This window comes from Microbacterium sp. NIBRBAC000506063 (assembly GCF_017968845.1).
Taxonomy (GTDB): Bacteria; Actinomycetota; Actinomycetes; order Actinomycetales; family Microbacteriaceae; genus Microbacterium.
Genome location: NZ_CP072876.1, coordinates 1,505,394 through 1,520,421, shown reverse-complemented (window position 1 = coordinate 1,520,421; position 15,028 = coordinate 1,505,394). Strand labels below are relative to the sequence as shown.

Below are 15,028 nucleotides of genomic sequence, written 5' to 3'. Positions count from 1 at the left end.
TCATCGCTTGCCTCTCAGTTCGAGTGTGCAGCACTTGATGCCGCCGCCGCCGAGCAGCAGCTCGGACAGGTCGACGGTGAGGGGGTTGTATCCGCGCTCGCGCAGCTGCTGCTCGAAGCCCTTCGCGCGCGGGGAGATGATGACGTTGTAGCCGTCGGATGCCGAGTTCAGCCCGAACACGGCGCCGTCCTCGTCGGCGACGCGGATCGCGTCGGGATAGCGCTCGGCGAGGATCTGCTGGCTGGCCTCGTCGAAGGCGCCCGGGAGGTAGGCGATGTTCGCCTTCTCGGGGCCGCCGTTCTCGGTTCCCTCGATCGGGTCGAGCACGGCGATCGCGGTGTCGAGGTGGTAGAAGCGGGGATCGGTGAGGGTCAGGGAGACGACCTCACGGCCGAAGACCTCGCCGACCTCGCGGTGGCTGTCGTCGGTCGAGCGGAAGCCGGTACCGGCGAGGATCGTGTCGCCGACGAGCAGGAAGTCGCCCTCGCCCTCGTTGGTCTCGACGGGCTCGCGCACGTCGAAGCCGTTGTCGGCGAACCACTGGATGAATGCCGGCGCCTCGCCCGCGCGCTCGGTGAAGCGGAACTTCGGCCCGTAGGCGATGCCGTCGATGAGGAAGCCGCCGTTGGCGGTGTAGACCATGTCGGGGTAGTCGGGAAGCGGCTCGATGAGCTCGACCTCGTGCCCGAGTTCCAGGTAGAGGTCGTGCAGCTTCTGCCACTGCTCGAGGGCGCGCGCGGTGTCGGTGGGCTTGGCGGGCTCCATCCACGGGTTGATCTTGTAGCTGACCGTGAAGTGCTCCGGACGGCACATGAGGTACCGGCGGCGGTGCGCGGTGCGGGTCGGGGCTGCAGCGGTGGAGAGGGTGGTTTCAGGCGTGGCCATGATGCTCCTTGTGAGGTGGGGCGGCGGACGCTGTCCTCGGGCCCGGCGGCCCTTCGACCCGCGCTGGTTCTCAGCAGGCGAGGAAGGGGCGACACGAGCACGCCAGATCCCATTCTGACACCCGTACGCCCGTGATCGCCACAGGAAGCGCTCAGGAATCGGATGCCGCGATCACCACGATCTTGCCGACCACCCGGCCGGAGTCGATGTGCGCGAGCGCGGTCTGCGCCTCGGCGAAGGAATATCGCCGTTCGATCACCGGGGTGAGCCGCCCTTCCGCGGCGAGCGCGAGGAGATCCTGCAGCTGCTCGGCGTCCGCCTTCGCCGCGAGAGGGCGGATGCGGCGCCCCTCCCTCTTGCGCAGCAGCGCCGCCTGCAGCATCCGGGGATCGGGCCGAGCACCCTCCCGCCCTCGCCGCCGACGAGCACGAGCGTGCCCGCGGGGGCGAGGAGATCGTGGAGGACCCGCAGCGGCGCCGTGCCGGCGAGATCGATGATCGCGTCGAAGGAGTTCGCCAGCAGGTCGCCGGCGTCCGTCTGCCGGTAGTCGAAGGTGCGCACGGCGCCCAGATCCTCGACGAGCTGCTGCGAGTGCTGCCCGCACAGGGCCCACACCTCGGCTCCGCGGATCGTCGTCAGCTGCACCGCGAAGGTCCCGACGCCGCCCGAGGCGCCGATCACGAGCACCCGGTGCCCCGCCGCGACTCCGGCGAGATCGAGCGCCTGGGCGGCGGTGCCGGCGGCGATCGGGAGGACCGCCGCAGCATCCGGATCCACGTTCTCCGGGCGGCGGGCCAGGCGCTTCGCGTCCACCGGGACGAAGGAGGCGAGGCCTCCGCCGCCGGCCTCGGCCACGACCTCGTCGCCGACCGCGAAGCCCGACACCTTGGCTCCGACGGCGGTGACCCTGCCGGCGACGTCCATGCCGCGGACGGGCTGCTTCGGGCGCATCAGCCCGAACGCCAGTCGCACGAGGAGGGGATCGCCGCGCAGGAGGTGGACGTCCCCCGCGTTGAGCCCCACGGCCCGCATCCGCACGACCACCTGACGGGGTTTCGGGCTCGGAACCGGCAGCCGCTCTCGGGAGACGGTCTCCGGGCCGCCGTAGCCGCGCTGCGTCCAGGCGCGCATCGTGGTGGTCATCGTGACTCCTCGGGGTACTGGAAGACCGTGTCGAGGCCGACGCCGAACTCCCGGGCGATCTGGAAGGCGAGCTCGAGCGTGGGCGAATAGCGGCCCTGCTCGATGGCGATGAGCGTCTGCCGCGTGACGCCGATGCGCCGGGCGAGCTCGGCCTGGGTGAGGCCGGCGTCCTCGCGGTGCGCGCGAATGACGTTCGTGACCCGCGTGGGTTTGACCATCAGACGAGCCCTCGGCGGTAGGCGATGAGCTGTGCGACGCCGCCGGTGATCGCCGAGACGGCGAAGCCGAAGAACATGGTGTGGGCGATCCAGAACAGGTCGGCCCCGAGCGCGCACAGCACGATGACGCCGAGTCCGGCGATGACGAGAAAGGACTGCCCGACGCGGTCACCCATGCGACTGATGTCGCGGTCGCGGATGTCGGTTGTCGTCGCACCCTCGGGATCGCGCATCCCGGCGATGATCCCCACAGGATGCTGAAGACGATCGCCCCCACGATGCTCAGCCCGATCGTCCAGAGCATGGGCGCCACCCAGTCGACCGCGGTGACCGGACCCGAGCCCGCGCGCTGCAGGATGACGGTCACGTAGACGGTCATTGCCACGATGCTCGCGACGAGGCTCGACCAGACGTTGCGCTCTGTGTAGACCATGACGACCTCCGGCGTAAAGAATATTTGACACGCTCAGCGTACGACGACGCACTCTCTATGTCAAGGATTCTTTACATCGGATGCCGCGGCGGCACTCGCCCGCCGGGCACAGAATCACCCGCGCAGATCCGGGCAGGTCACGCCCAGACGCTCGGGGCGGGCTTCTTCGTGGAGGGCAGCGCCGACGCCGTGGCCCAGTCGTGCACCCACGGGTCGATCTCGGGCAGCCCCTCCGGGCGTCCGAGCGCGGCGAAGAGCTCGTCGTGACGGACGACGCCCCCGGTGCGGCGCAGCATCCGGGAGCTCACGATCACGCGCGCATAGACCTCGCCGTCGACGACGGCCCGATGCTCGAGGAAGATCGACTTGTCGTCGTGCCCGATCATGCGCGACTCGATGTCGAACGCCTGCCAGAGCTCCAGCGACTTGCGGAAGGTGACCGTCTCGGCGGCCACGACCGCGTACCAGCCGCGATCCTTCATGGCGTCGAACAGGCCCGTGCGGATCAGGAGATCCCACCGGCCGAGGTCGAACAGCGACAGGTAACGACCGTTGTTCATGTGCATGAGGATGTCGAGATCGGTCGGCAGCGTGCGGACACGGATGCGACTCACGCCGTTCGGCGCGATGGTCTCGCCCTTCCGCAGACGGCGACGGGCGGAGAAGATCGTCAGGAGAGTGCGCCAGATCACGTTCACGAAGAGTGAGCGTAATCATTCGTGCATGATTTCGAGAAGTTGCTTGTCGAACCTCTCCAAAGCATCGGATGCTGTGTGGTGCCACCATCGCTCGATTTCACTTGTCGGCGCGGCACGCGTAGAGTCGCCGACATGAGCGCCGAAGCCCACCCAGAGGTGATTGTCCGTCCGGTCCGCGACGTGGACGCGGAGGCTCTGGGTCGCGTGCATGCGAAGTGCTGGCACGAGACCTACGACCACCTGATCAGCAAGGCCGTCCTCGAGAATGTCTCGCCCCGCCGCATGGCCGAGCTGTGGACGCACTGGGCCGCCCAGGGCGAGGAGTACCGCATGAGCGCCGCCCTCGTCGACGGCGAGATCGTCGGCTTCGTCGGCTCCGGCCCCGCCCGCGACGACGACGCCCCCGCCGCACGCGAGCTCTACTTCATCTATCTGCTCGCCCAGTGGCACAGCACCGGCCTCGGCCAGCAGCTCTTCGACGCGGCCGTCGACCAGGGCGAGCCGCTCTACCTGTGGGTCGCCGAGGACAACCCCCGCGCGCACCGCTTCTACACCCGCAACGGCTTCCACCTCGACGGCGCCTCCCAGCGCGAGCCCTTCCTCGGCGAGGAGATCCTCGAAGTCCGCTTCGTGCGCTGAGGCCCCTGAGCGCTCGTGCTGCGCACGAGTGCAAACGGTCGTTGAGCAAGAGCGGCGCAGCCGATCGCGCGCCGCACTGAGCAAGCGAAGCGCGCCGAAGTGTCGAAACGCCCTGGTGTGACTGCGATCGAAGTCAGCGCGGTTCGTCTTTCCTTCGGCTCATGAGGCGAGCGGGGCCTGCCCCGCTCGGATGCCGCACGTCGCTCAGACGCATCGCGTCGATCGTCAATGCACGGCGTGCGAGCCGCCAACCTACCGCGGTACGAACATAGTTGTCGTCGTAGTGGATGTACCACTGGTCGTCCTTGCCCCGGCTGAAGTGGTGGGCGACGCACGCCGTCCGCCCACGCGCCCGGTCTTCGGATGCCGGATCCGCGTCGATCACATGCCCGACGATCTCGTGCACGGTGCCGTCCAACCGGAGGACGCGAGCGAGGGCTCTCTCGATCGCCGCTCGCCCCTCGAAGACGTCGATGCGCGAAGACGCTCCCGGCTTCCGCGGCACCGCGAGGACGCCATCCGCGGTGAACAGCGCGGCCGCACCGGGCAAGTCGCGCATGTCGACCCGCGCGGCGTATCGGTGGACGAGGTCGATGATGTCCAGGCGATCAGCCGGCGGAAGCATCCGTTCTCCTCTGCTGTCAGCGCCGGGCGTCGACTCGCGCGACGATCTCGGCGAGCGCACGGCGCACGTCGTCACGGTCGTAACCGAGCTGGTCGACGTCGGCGGGGTCGGGCTCGTAGGAGATGACGGCGCCGCGTCCCTGCACGATGAAGCGGTCGGGCTGGAAGGGGTGCTCCTCGTCGCGCTCCTCGACAGTGAGCGTGCTGTCGGCGATATCGGCGAGCAGCTGGAAGTACTCGCGGTAGGTGAGGTTCTCGTCGCCGATGAGGTAGGCGTGGCCGGGTGTACCCGCGTCGAGCGCTCCCTGGACAGCCTGGGATAAGGAGCGCACCGACATGTAGTTCGTGCCACCGACGGGCGCGAACAGCTCCGGCTCGTCGGCCTCACCACGCAACCAGGCGATCATTCGCCCGAAATGACGAAGCGCTCGACCGCCGGAGGCGCCGACGATCGACGGCGGGTTCAGCGTGATGGCCGCGAAACCATCGTCGGTCAACGCCCGGGTACGCTCATCGGCGTTTTTGCGGGCGGCGACGTAGGGGATGCGGTCGGCCCACTCCGGGTGGAGCTGATGGTAGTAGCTGCCGATCTGCACGAAGCGGCCGACCCCAGCCTGCTTTGCGAGCGCGGCGAAGCGCGGAACGCCTGTGCTCTGCATCCGATCCCAGAAGCCCTCGTCCTCCTCGTCGGCGCCGACGTGCCGGATGTCGTTGCCGGCCGCGAACACGATCGCATCAAAGCCCTCGAGCAGTCTCGGCGAGAAGTCATCGGCGCTGTAATCGCCGATGATCCTTGGGAGACCCGCAACGGGTGCGGGGTCGTACGGCTGCGGTTCGCGACGCGACTGCACGGTGACCTCGGCGCCACGCTCGAGAAGGTCGGCGGCGACGTGGCTGCCGATCATGCCGGTGGCGCCGACGATCAGGATCTTGCGGCTCATGCGTACACCGCCCTCCCCTCGGAGATGACGACGGTCTCGCCACGACGCAGTTCGAAGGCTCCGTCCTCCCAGTTGCGCAGAGTGAGTGCGTCACCGGGGATGACCGGACCGGAGAAGCGTCCGGCGAGCTCTGCGAGCTCTGCCGGGTGGGCACCGGTCTGCCGCGCGATCGACAGCGCGGTCGCCGCGAGGGTGCACAGCCCGTGCAGGATCGGCGTCGGCTGACCGATGCCTGCGGATGCCTCGGGGTCGACATGGATGTGATGACGGTCGCCGGTCAGCCGGTAGAGGACGGCCTGCTCGGCGAAGGTCTGCACCGTGCTCTGCACCGGCTCCGGCCGCTCCGCCACAGCGGGACGAGATGAACCGCGTTCGCCGCCGAAGCCGCCGAAACCGGGAGCGAAGAGCGACCAGGTCGCGGTGAAGTAGTCGCACTCGACGATCACGTCGAAGACGGCGGCACTGCCCTTGTCCCACACGTCGCCGACCCGCGCGGCCAGGCGCAGTTCGCCTTCGCGCGGCAGCTCCTTGTGCACGCGAAGTGTCTGGGAGCCGTGCACAGCACGGTCATCGAAGGCTCCGGCATCGGCGAGCACGTCCGGCGCCCACTGGGCGAGCGTCAGACCGAAGGCGGGGAGTACGCGCAGGCGCTCCTCGAAGACGAGGTCGAGTTCGTCCGCGCGGGCGCCGACGGCGAGCGCGTAGAGGATCGCGTCCCGATGCGTGTAGGAGACGGTCCGCTCGCCGAGATCGCGCCCGGCCCACTCGCCGGCGCTCATGCTCCGTACACCGGCTCGGGCTGGGCGCCCTCGGCGACGAGGGCGCGCACGGCGTCGCCGACCTCCTCGGCGCGCCAGCGGCGATCGAGCTCTCGGCGCGGACCGTGTCGCCACCCCTCCTCGAGGCAGATCGCACCGCCCTCGATCTCGAGCACGCGGCCGGTGACGCCGCAGTCGGGGCTTGCCAGCCAGGCCACCACGGGAGAAACGTTGGCGGGATCCATCCGGTCGAAGCCGTCCTCGGGGGCGGCCATGGCCTCGGCGAAGGGACCCTCCGTCATGCGCGTGCGGGCCGAGGGGGCGATCGCGTTGACCCCGACGCCGTAGCGGGCGAGCTCCTCGGCGGCGACGAGGGTGAGCGAGGCGATGCCGCCCTTGGCCGCGGAGTATGCCGCCTGGCCGATGCTGCCCTGGAGGCCTGCGCCGGAGGAGGTGTTGATGATGCGGGCCACGGGCGTCCGGCCCTCCTTCGCCTCGGCGCGCCAATAGGCAGCGGCGTGGCGCAGCGGGGCGAAGTGGCCCTTGAGATGCACGCGCACGACGGCGTCCCACTCGTCCTCCTCGGCGTTGACCAGCATCCGGTCGCGGACGAAGCCGGCGTTGTTGACGAGGATGTCGAGGCGTCCGAAGGCGTCGACGGCCTGGGCGATCATGTCGCGCGCCTGAGCGAAGTCGGCGACGTCGGCGCCGTTGGCGACCGCTTCGCCGCCGAGGGCGCGGATCGTCTCGACGACCTCGTGCGCGGGGCCTTCGGAGACGCCGTCGCCGCCGAGGGAGGTTCCAAGATCGTTGACGACGACTTTCGCGCCCTGCCGTGCCAGCTCCAGGGCGTGCTCGCGTCCGAGTCCGCGTCCGGCGCCGGTGACGACCGCGACGCGACCGGTGAGGATACCGCTCATTCGACTCTCCTTCGAGACTGCGCCCTGCGGCGCGAGGTTACGACACGCCCAGGCTACCAACCAAGCAATTGCTAGGGCAACTCGTGTGTGAGACTATTGCGCACACCAAGCAAGTGCTAGGGTGACAAGCAAACGTTAGGTTAGGTGTCGAAGATGTCGCTCTCAACCACCCTGCGGCCCAACGGCGTCCGCATCATCACGATGGATTATCCCCCGGTCAACGCACTGCCCGTCGCCGGGTGGTTCGCCGTGGCCGAAGCCATGCGCGAGGCCTCTGCCGACGACGCCACGCGCGCTGTCGTACTGCGCGCCGAAGGACGTGGCTTCAACGCGGGCGTCGACATCAAGGAGATGCAGCAGATCGAGGGCTTCTCCGGCATCCTCGGCGCCAATCGCGGCTGCTACGAGGCCTTTAAAGCGATCTACGAGTGCTCCTCCCCCGTGATCTCCGCGGTGAACGGCTTCTGCCTCGGCGGCGGCGTGGGACTTGCGGGCAACAGCGACGTCATCGTCGCCTCTGACGACGCCTACTTCGGCGTGCCCGAAGTGGACCGTGGTGCGCTCGGCGCCGCCACGCACCTCTCTCGACTGGTCCCCCAGCACATGCTGCGCTCGATGTACTACACAAGCCGCACCGTCACCGCCCAGCGGCTCGAGGAGTTCGGCTCGGTCAGCGCAGTCGTCCCACGCACGGAGCTCGACGAAGCCGCGCTCGGCTTCGCCGACGAGATCGCCAAGAAGGACCCGCGCGTCATCCGAGCCGCCAAGGAAGCCCTCAACGGCATCGACCCGATCGACGTCAACCGCAGTTACCGGTTCGAGCAGGGCTTCACCTTCGAGCTGAACCTCGCCGGCGTCGCCGACGAGCATCGCGACGCCTTCGTCGCCGACGGGGGGAACCTGGAGACGTGATGGGCGTGGCCGGTAGCATCGACGACCCCGCCGAGCTCATCCACGACGGCATGACGATCGGCATCGGCGGCTGGGGCTCGCGGCGAAAGCCGCTGGCCCTCGTGCGTGCGGTGGTGCGTTCCGGGGCGAAGGATCTCACGATCGTCAGTTTCGGTGGCCCGGACGTCGGGATCCTCTGCGCCACGGGTCAGGCCACGACAGTCGTCCACGGCTTCGTCTCGCTCGATTCGATCCCGATCGACCCGCACTTCGCGGCAGCGAGGCAGGACGGCCGTATTCGCAGCGTCGAACTCGACGAGGCCATGCTCGTCTCGGGTCTGCGCGCAGCCGCCCGGCGTCTCCCCTTCGAGGTGACCCGTTCCGGTCTGGGATCGGATGCCGTGACGCGCAACCCCGACATCCGCACCATCGAGTCCCCCTATGGCGACGGCGAGACGCTCGTCGCCATGCCCGCGATCCCGCTCGACCTCGCCCTCGTGCACCTGGACCGGGCCGACGAGGGCGGCACCGCGGTCTGCCTGGGCCCCGACCTCTTCTTCGACGACCTCTTCGCCGGAGCCGCGGCCGAGACCGTTGTCAGTGTCGAGCGGATGGTGCCGAGAGCCGAGCTCTTCACGGACGCCCCGCACACGACCACGCATCTCGATCCCACGCTGACGAACTGGATCCTTGAATCTCCCGAAGGCGCCGGCTTCACCGCGCATCCGCCGCACAGGGCGCGCGATGAGGAGCTGCAGCGCGCGTACGCGGAAGCCTCGACATCCGCTGAGGCGTGGAACGCCTTCGCCGCCCGCTTCGTGGCGGTCGACGACGAGCAGTACCGCGCCGCCGTGGCTGCATTCCATGGGGAGGAGCGATGACCGGCGCCACCCGGGCGGAGGTCGCCGCCACGGCCTGCAGCGACCTGCTGCTCGGCGCGGGTCGCATCCTCGCGAGCCCCATCGGCCTGATCCCCGCGATCGGGGCACGCCTGGCCAAGCTCACTCATGCCCCGGAGCTGCTGCTGAGCGACGGCGAGGCCACGATGTTCGCTGACGTGCCGGCGGTCGACGAATCCTTCACCGACATCCAGTCTCCCTTCCCCTATCGGGATCTGTTCGAGCTCATAGCCCGCGGTCGGAGGCACGTGATCATGGGCGCCGCCCAGATCGACCAGCACGGCAACCAGAACCTCTCAGCGATCGGCGACCGCGATCGGCCCGCACGCCAGCTCCTCGGCGCCCGCGCCGCGGCCACCAATACGGTCAGCCACGCCACCAGCTACTGGATCGCCCGGCACAGCCCGCGCGTGTTCGTCGACCGGGTCGATGTGATCACAGGGCTCGGTCCGGCGCAGGCGGCCACCACCGGTGCCGCCCGCTTCCAGGATCTCCGTCGCATCGTCACGAACCTGGCGGTGCTGGACTTCTCCGGCCCCGACGGCACCGTCGCCCTCGTCAGCACGCACCCCGGCGTGCCGGTCGCCGAGATCGTCGACGCCACCGGCTTCCCCTGCACCTTCCGGGCGACGTGCCCGAGACCCGCCCGCCGACCGAGGTCGAGCTCGCCCTGATCCGCGAGCGCATCGATCCGCGTCGCCTCCGAGACCGAGAGATTCCCGCCGCATGAGCACGCCCCCACCATCTCCACGCCGCTGACGCGCCTCACCGGCGTCACCCACCCGATCGTGCAGACCGGCATGGGCTGGGTCGCCGGTGCGCGACTGGTCAGCGCGAGCGCGGAGGCGGGCGCACTGGGGCTGCTCGCCTCCGCGACGATGACGCGCGACGAGCTCGAGCAGCAGATCATCGAGGTGAAAGAGCGTACTGACAAGCCCTTCGGCGTGAACCTTCGGGCCGATGCCGGCGACGCCGCGGAGCGCATCGACCTGCTCATCCGTCACGGCGTGAAGGTCGCCAGCTTCGCGCTGGCGCCGCGGCCCGAGCTCATCGCGCGACTGAAGGATGCCGGGGTCGTCGTGATCCCCTCGGTCGGCGCCGTGCGCCACGCGGAGAAGGTCGCCGCCTGGGGCGCCGATGCCGTGATGGTCCAGGGCGGCGAGGGCGGCGGCCACACCGGCGCCGTACCCACCTCGATCCTGCTGCCCTCCGTCGTCTCGGCCGTCGACATCCCCGTCATCGCGGCGGGCGGCTTCCACGACGGACGCGGGCTCGCCGCCGCCCTCGCCTACGGGGCCGTCGGCGTCGGGATGGGCACGCGGTTCCTCCTCACCAGCGACAGCTCGGTGCCCGAGGCGATCAAGCAGCGCTATCTCGACTTCGGCCTCGACGGCACCGTCGTCACGACGCGCGCCGACGGGATGCCGCATCGGCTGCTGCGCACCGGGTTCATCGACGATCTGGAGAAGAGCACCGGCATCCGGCAGCTCGTCCCGACCCTGAGGCGCACACTGGCGTTCAAGCGCATGTCGGGACAGAGCTGGCCGTCGCTGGCGAAGGACGCCCTGTCGATGAAGAGGTCCTCGGGTCGCAGTTGGCTGCAGATGACGCAGGCTGCGAACACGCCGATGCTGCTGAAAGCAGGGCTGGTCGACGGCGACACGGGCGCAGGCATGCTCGCCGCCGGGCAGGTGGTGGGACTCATCGACGACCTGCCCAGCTGCGAGGAACTCGTCGATCGAGTCGTACGGGAGGCCGCAGAACAGCTGAAGTCCGCCGCCGCACAGATCATCGCCTGACGAAGGAGACCGCATGCCGGAGCACCCTCAGCACACAGCGCAGCTCGCCGGGAAGCTGGCGGTCATCACCGGTGCCGGCAGCGGCATCGGTGCAGGTCTCGCCGCCGCGCCGCCGCCCTCGGCATGCGAGTCGTTCTCGCCGACATCGACCTGGACGCGGCGGCCTCGGTTGCGGCGGGCCTCACCGCCGACGGCGCCGAGGCCTGGGCGGAGCATGTTGACGTGCGGGATCCGGTGAGCGTCGACGATCTGGCCCGGAGCGCCTGGGCACGCGGATCGGTGGCCCTGCTCGTCAACAACGCCGGAGTGGAGCAGATCGGCTACCTCTGGGAGACCTCGGAGGAGAGCTGGCGGCGCGTCTGGGAGGTCAACGTCAGCGGCGTCTTCCACGGCATCCGCTCGTTCGTCCCCCGGATGATCGCTGCAGGCGGGGGCGCCCGTGTGTGGAACGTCGCCTCGATCGGGGCGATCAGCGGCATGCCGATGCAGGCCTCGTACATCGCCAGCAAGCACGCCGTACTCGGGCTCACCGAATCGCTGCGGATGGATCTCGCGCAGGCCGGGCACCCGATCGAGGTCGCCGCGGTCCTCCCGGCACCGGTCGCCTCACGCATCTTCGCCGATGCCGAGCTGACCGCAGAGGGTGACATCGAGGCGGCCCAGCAGGTGCAGAGGATGATGACCGAGCTCCTGCGTAGCGCCCAGGACCCGGATGCCGCGGCGCGAGAGATCTTCCGCCAGGGCACTGCCGGTGAGTTCTACATCCTGCCCGATGAAGCCCTCGGCGAAGAGCGGATGCGGGTGCGCGCCGAACGGCTGCTCCGGCGCGAGGCGCCGTCCGCCGCACGGAGCGCCGGATGACGCGCCTGGCGATGATGCCGCGGCAGCGCTGACCGCCTCGCCGAGCGAGGCCGCACCCCGTTCCTAGAGGAGGCGCGGCCACATCGATCAGAGGCGCTCGATGATCGTGACGTTCGCGACGCCGCCGCCCTCGCACATGGTCTGCAGGCCGTAGCGGCCGCCCGTGCGTTCGAGCTCGCTCAGGAGCGTCGTCATGAGGCGCGTGCCGGTCGCACCGATCGGGTGCCCCAGGGCGATGCCGCCGCCATTGACGTTGACGCGGTCGTGCGAGGCGCCGGTCTCTTTCATCCACGCCAGCACCACCGGGGCGAAGGCCTCGTTGACCTCGAACAGGTCGATGTCGTCGATCGTCATCCCGGCGCGCTCGAGAGCATGGTGGGTCGCCGGAATCGGAGCGGTCAGCATCCACACAGGATCCGCGGCGCGCACCGAGAGGTGGTGCACCCGCGCCCGCGGGGTCAGTCCGTGCTCGGCGATCGCCTTCTCCGAGGCGATGAGCATGCCGCTGGAGGCGTCGGAGATCTGCGAGGCGACCGCCGCGGTCACCCGGCCGCCCTCGACGAGGAGCGGAAGGCCGGCCATCTTCTCCAACGAGGTGTCCCTGCGGGGACCTTCGTCGGCGCTCAGATCTCCGAGCGCCACGATCTCGTTCGCGAAGCGCCCCTCGTCGGTCGCGGCGATCGCGCGGCGGTGGCTCTCGAGCGCGAACTGCTCCATCTGCTCACGAGAAAGTTCCCAGTGCTCGGCGATCATCTCGGCTGCCCGGAACTGCGAGACCTCCTGCTCGCCGTAGCGGGCTACCCAGCCGGGCGACTCGGCGAAGGGGTCGTGAAGCCGAACTCGGCCCCCGCAACCATCGCCGCCGAGATCGGGATCGCCGACATGTTCTGCACACCGCCGGCTATCACGAGGTCGGCCGTGCCGCTCATGACGGCCTGGGCGGCGAAATGCACCGCCTGCTGGCTGGAGCCGCACTGGCGGTCGACCGTGACGCCCGGTACGTGCTCGGGGTACCCGGCGACGAGCCAGGCGGTGCGGGCGATGTTCCCCGCCTGCGAGCCGAGCGTGTCGGTGCAGCCGAGGATGACGTCATCGACGGCCCCGGGGTCAATTCCGGTGCGCTCGACGAGGGCGCGGATCGAGTGGGCGCCGAGGTCGGCGGAGTGGATTCCGGCGAGGGAGCCGCCGCGCTTTCCGACGGGGCTGCGGACCGCGTCGACGATGTAGGCCGTGGTCATCGGTGTCTCCTGTTCGATCAGGCGTGCTGGCTGCTGACGGAGACGACTTCTCCGGTCATGTACGAGGAATAGGCGCTGGCGAGGAAGACCATCACATTGGCGACCTCCCAGGGCTCGGCGCCGCGCCCGAAGGCCTCACGTGCTGTGAGCTGCTCGAGCAGCTCGGGCGTGGTCACCTTCTCCAGGAAGGGGTGCATGGCCAGGCTCGGCGAGACCGCATTGACACGGATGCCATGGGCGGCGAGATCGATGGCGGCGCTGCGGGTGAGGGCCATGACGCCGGCCTTCGCGGCGGCGTAGTGCGCCTGCTCGGCTTGTGCGCGCCAGCCGATGACCGAGGCGTTGTTGACGATGACGCCCGAGGTTTCGGCGGCGACCATGCGCTTGCCGACCGCGCGGATGCAGCGGAAAGTGCCGGTGAGGGTGATGTCGAGCACCCGCGACCACTCCTCGTCGGTCATGTCCAGGATGGGCGTCGATCCGCCGAGTCCGGCGTTGTTGATCATGACGTCGATGGGCCCGAGCTCCTCGGCGGCGTCCAGGAGCTCAGTGATCTGCTCCTCCCGGGTGACGTCGCAGACGACCGAGCGTACCCGCTCCGCCCCGAATCGCTCGCCGAGCTGCTTCTCGGCCTCGGCGAGGCGGCCGCCGTGCGTATCGCCCAGGACGACGGATGCGGCGCCCTCCTCCAGGCACTTCAGTACCGTGGCCGAGCCGATGCCAGCGCCGGCAGCAGCCGTGATGACCAGACGCTTGCCACTGAGCAGGCCGTGGCCGGGACGTACTCGGGTGCGGTGCGTGCGCTCATGGGCGTGCCTCCCTGGGTAGGCCGAGAATGCGCTCGGCGATGACATTGCGCTGGATCTCGTCGGATCCGCCGTAGATCGTGTCGGACCGGCTGAACAGGAACAGGGTCTGCAGGTCGTCCAGCACATAGGGCGCCTCGGAGAGAAGCAGTCCCTCGGGGCCGGAGACGGCCATGGCCAGTTCACCGAGCGAGCGGTGCCACTGCGACCAGAGGAGCTTGGTGACCGAGGCTTCGTGGCCCTGCTCCCCACCGAGATGACGGAGGGCGTGCTGACGGATGACCTCGAGCCCCATGTGCGCGTCGACGAGCCGGTCGCGCAGGATCGGGTCCTCGATCGCTCCGGTGCGGCGGGCGGTCTCGATCACGGCGTCGAGCTCGCTGCGGAAGGCGATCTGCTGGGCGAGCGTGGAGACGCCGCGCTCGAAGCCGAGTGTCGCCATGGCGACCGAGAAGCCGTTGCCCTCACCTCCGACGACGAGATCGGCATCCGTCCGGGCATTGTCGAAGAAGACCTCGTTGAACTCGCTCGTGGCGGTCAGCTGCAGGATGGGGCGCACATCCACGCCGGGCTGGTCCATAGGGACGAGGAGGTAGGACAGCCCTTGTGACGACTCGCGCCCGGCGTCGTGCGAGCGATGACGAAGCACCAGTCGGCGTGCTGAGCGAGCGAGGTCCACACCTTCTGACCGTTGACGACCCACTCCGACCCTTCGAGAGCGGCCTTCGTCGAGACTGCCGCCAGATCGGAGCCCGCACCGGGCTCGGAGTAGCCCTGGCACCAGAGCTCGTCTACCGCGACGATCTTCGGCAGGAAGCGCGCCTTCTGCTCGGGCGTGCCATGGGCGATGAGGGTCGGTCCGAGCAGCTCCTCGCCGAGGTGGTTGACGCGTGCGGGCGCATTCGCGCGGGCATACTCCTCATGGAAGATCACCTGCTGGGCGATGCTGAGCCCGCGCCCTCCGTGCTCCTCGGGCCAGGCGACGCAGCTCCAGCCGGCGGCGGCCATGTGCCGGTTCCACTCGAGGCGGGCCTCGAAGTCCTCGTGCTCGCGCCCCGAGCCTCCGCGTCCGCGCAGCTCGGCGAAGCGCCCGACGAGGTTCTCCTCGAGCCAGCCGCGGATCTCCGCGCGGAACCGCTCATCCGGCTCGTGCTGGGCCTTCTCCATATGTCCTCCTCGTCGAGATCGTGGCGGGCGGCCTGCCTCTTCACGTATAGTATCAAGGAAACCAAGCAATTGTTTGGTCAAATATCGCAGCTCGCCGTTCAGAGAGGA

The 15,028-nt window shown here is 69.4% G+C and carries 19 protein-coding genes and 1 pseudogene; 6 read left to right on the top strand and 14 right to left on the bottom strand.

Annotation, left to right across the window (positions count from 1 at the left end; all coding sequences use genetic code 11):
- From ddaH to KAE78_RS08685, 6 genes are all read right to left on the bottom strand, one after another.
- Complete coding sequence (ddaH, locus tag KAE78_RS08710; protein WP_223170572.1) at positions 1 to 885, bottom strand: dimethylargininase; 885 nt, start codon at positions 883 to 885, stop codon at positions 1 to 3.
- Between the two features lie 151 nt (positions 886 to 1,036).
- Positions 1,037 to 1,225 carry a zinc-binding dehydrogenase gene (locus tag KAE78_RS08705; protein ID WP_223172450.1) on the bottom strand — a complete coding sequence of 63 codons (189 nt, stop codon included), beginning with the start codon at positions 1,223 to 1,225 and terminating at the stop codon, positions 1,037 to 1,039.
- Positions 1,141 to 2,028 (bottom strand): NAD(P)-dependent alcohol dehydrogenase, encoded by an 888-nt coding sequence (locus KAE78_RS08700; RefSeq protein WP_223170571.1) that lies wholly within the window; start codon positions 2,026 to 2,028, stop codon positions 1,141 to 1,143. Before KAE78_RS08700 ends, KAE78_RS08705 begins: the two co-directional genes overlap by 85 nt.
- On the bottom strand, positions 2,025 to 2,246 hold the full coding sequence (locus tag KAE78_RS08695; RefSeq protein WP_223170570.1) for a helix-turn-helix transcriptional regulator: 222 nt from the start codon (positions 2,244 to 2,246) through the stop codon (positions 2,025 to 2,027). Before KAE78_RS08695 ends, KAE78_RS08700 begins: the two co-directional genes overlap by 4 nt.
- Positions 2,246 to 2,479 (bottom strand): hypothetical protein, encoded by a 234-nt coding sequence (locus KAE78_RS08690; RefSeq protein WP_223170569.1) that lies wholly within the window; start codon positions 2,477 to 2,479, stop codon positions 2,246 to 2,248. The genes KAE78_RS08695 and KAE78_RS08690 overlap by 1 nt, the downstream gene beginning before the upstream one ends.
- Before the next feature lie 337 nt (positions 2,480 to 2,816).
- Positions 2,817 to 3,377: an acyl-CoA thioesterase gene (locus KAE78_RS08685; RefSeq protein ID WP_223170568.1), complete on the bottom strand. Its 561-nt coding sequence runs from the start codon at positions 3,375 to 3,377 to the stop codon at positions 2,817 to 2,819.
- Between the two features lie 132 nt (positions 3,378 to 3,509).
- On the opposite strand from KAE78_RS08685, the gene KAE78_RS08680 reads away from it, so the two are divergent.
- A complete protein-coding gene (locus KAE78_RS08680; protein WP_317451737.1) occupies positions 3,510 to 4,016 on the top strand; it encodes a GNAT family N-acetyltransferase in 507 nt (168 codons plus the stop codon).
- Positions 4,017 to 4,149: 133 nt separating this feature from the next.
- On the opposite strand, the gene KAE78_RS08675 is transcribed toward KAE78_RS08680, so the two are convergent.
- From KAE78_RS08675 to KAE78_RS08660, 4 genes are read right to left on the bottom strand one after another with little or no spacing between them, the layout of a single operon-like run.
- Positions 4,150 to 4,641, bottom strand: coding sequence for a nuclear transport factor 2 family protein (locus KAE78_RS08675; RefSeq protein ID WP_223170566.1), 492 nt, complete (start codon positions 4,639 to 4,641; stop codon positions 4,150 to 4,152).
- 16 nt (positions 4,642 to 4,657) lie between these two features.
- Positions 4,658 to 5,581, bottom strand: coding sequence for an NAD-dependent epimerase/dehydratase family protein (locus KAE78_RS08670; protein WP_223170565.1), 924 nt, complete (start codon positions 5,579 to 5,581; stop codon positions 4,658 to 4,660).
- Positions 5,578 to 6,360 (bottom strand): MaoC/PaaZ C-terminal domain-containing protein, encoded by a 783-nt coding sequence (locus KAE78_RS08665; RefSeq protein ID WP_223170564.1) that lies wholly within the window; start codon positions 6,358 to 6,360, stop codon positions 5,578 to 5,580. The genes KAE78_RS08670 and KAE78_RS08665 overlap by 4 nt, the downstream gene beginning before the upstream one ends.
- On the bottom strand, positions 6,357 to 7,259 hold the full coding sequence (locus KAE78_RS08660; RefSeq protein ID WP_223170563.1) for an SDR family oxidoreductase: 903 nt from the start codon (positions 7,257 to 7,259) through the stop codon (positions 6,357 to 6,359). The genes KAE78_RS08665 and KAE78_RS08660 overlap by 4 nt, the downstream gene beginning before the upstream one ends.
- 153 nt (positions 7,260 to 7,412) lie before the next feature.
- On the opposite strand from KAE78_RS08660, the gene KAE78_RS08655 reads away from it, so the two are divergent.
- The 5 genes from KAE78_RS08655 to KAE78_RS08635 all read left to right on the top strand — a co-directional run bounded on the left by KAE78_RS08655 (position 7,413) and on the right by KAE78_RS08635 (position 11,709).
- Positions 7,413 to 8,171: an enoyl-CoA hydratase family protein gene (locus KAE78_RS08655; protein WP_223170562.1), complete on the top strand. Its 759-nt coding sequence runs from the start codon at positions 7,413 to 7,415 to the stop codon at positions 8,169 to 8,171.
- Positions 8,171 to 9,031: a CoA transferase subunit A gene (locus KAE78_RS08650; RefSeq protein ID WP_223170561.1), complete on the top strand. Its 861-nt coding sequence runs from the start codon at positions 8,171 to 8,173 to the stop codon at positions 9,029 to 9,031. Before KAE78_RS08655 ends, KAE78_RS08650 begins: the two co-directional genes overlap by 1 nt.
- A complete protein-coding gene (locus KAE78_RS08645; protein ID WP_223170560.1) occupies positions 9,028 to 9,723 on the top strand; it encodes a CoA-transferase in 696 nt (231 codons plus the stop codon). Before KAE78_RS08650 ends, KAE78_RS08645 begins: the two co-directional genes overlap by 4 nt.
- A 114-nt stretch (positions 9,724 to 9,837) precedes the next feature.
- On the top strand, positions 9,838 to 10,848 hold the full coding sequence (locus KAE78_RS08640) for an NAD(P)H-dependent flavin oxidoreductase (RefSeq protein ID WP_262927607.1): 1,011 nt from the start codon (positions 9,838 to 9,840) through the stop codon (positions 10,846 to 10,848).
- Positions 10,849 to 10,971: 123 nt separating this feature from the next.
- Positions 10,972 to 11,709, top strand: coding sequence for an SDR family NAD(P)-dependent oxidoreductase (locus tag KAE78_RS08635; RefSeq protein WP_223170559.1), 738 nt, complete (start codon positions 10,972 to 10,974; stop codon positions 11,707 to 11,709).
- Between the two features lie 87 nt (positions 11,710 to 11,796).
- Here KAE78_RS08635 and KAE78_RS08630 read toward each other — a convergent pair.
- The 4 genes and pseudogenes from KAE78_RS08630 to KAE78_RS08615 all read right to left on the bottom strand — a co-directional run bounded on the left by KAE78_RS08630 (position 11,797) and on the right by KAE78_RS08615 (position 14,920).
- Positions 11,797 to 12,947: pseudogene (locus KAE78_RS08630) on the bottom strand (acetyl-CoA C-acetyltransferase).
- A 17-nt stretch (positions 12,948 to 12,964) separates the two neighbouring features.
- Positions 12,965 to 13,801, bottom strand: coding sequence for an SDR family oxidoreductase (locus tag KAE78_RS08625; protein WP_223170558.1), 837 nt, complete (start codon positions 13,799 to 13,801; stop codon positions 12,965 to 12,967).
- A complete protein-coding gene (locus tag KAE78_RS08620; RefSeq protein ID WP_223170557.1) occupies positions 13,752 to 14,333 on the bottom strand; it encodes an acyl-CoA dehydrogenase family protein in 582 nt (193 codons plus the stop codon). The genes KAE78_RS08625 and KAE78_RS08620 overlap by 50 nt, the downstream gene beginning before the upstream one ends.
- On the bottom strand, positions 14,291 to 14,920 hold the full coding sequence (locus KAE78_RS08615; RefSeq protein WP_223170556.1) for an acyl-CoA dehydrogenase family protein: 630 nt from the start codon (positions 14,918 to 14,920) through the stop codon (positions 14,291 to 14,293). Before KAE78_RS08615 ends, KAE78_RS08620 begins: the two co-directional genes overlap by 43 nt.
- Positions 14,921 to 15,028: the final 108 nt, after the last annotated feature.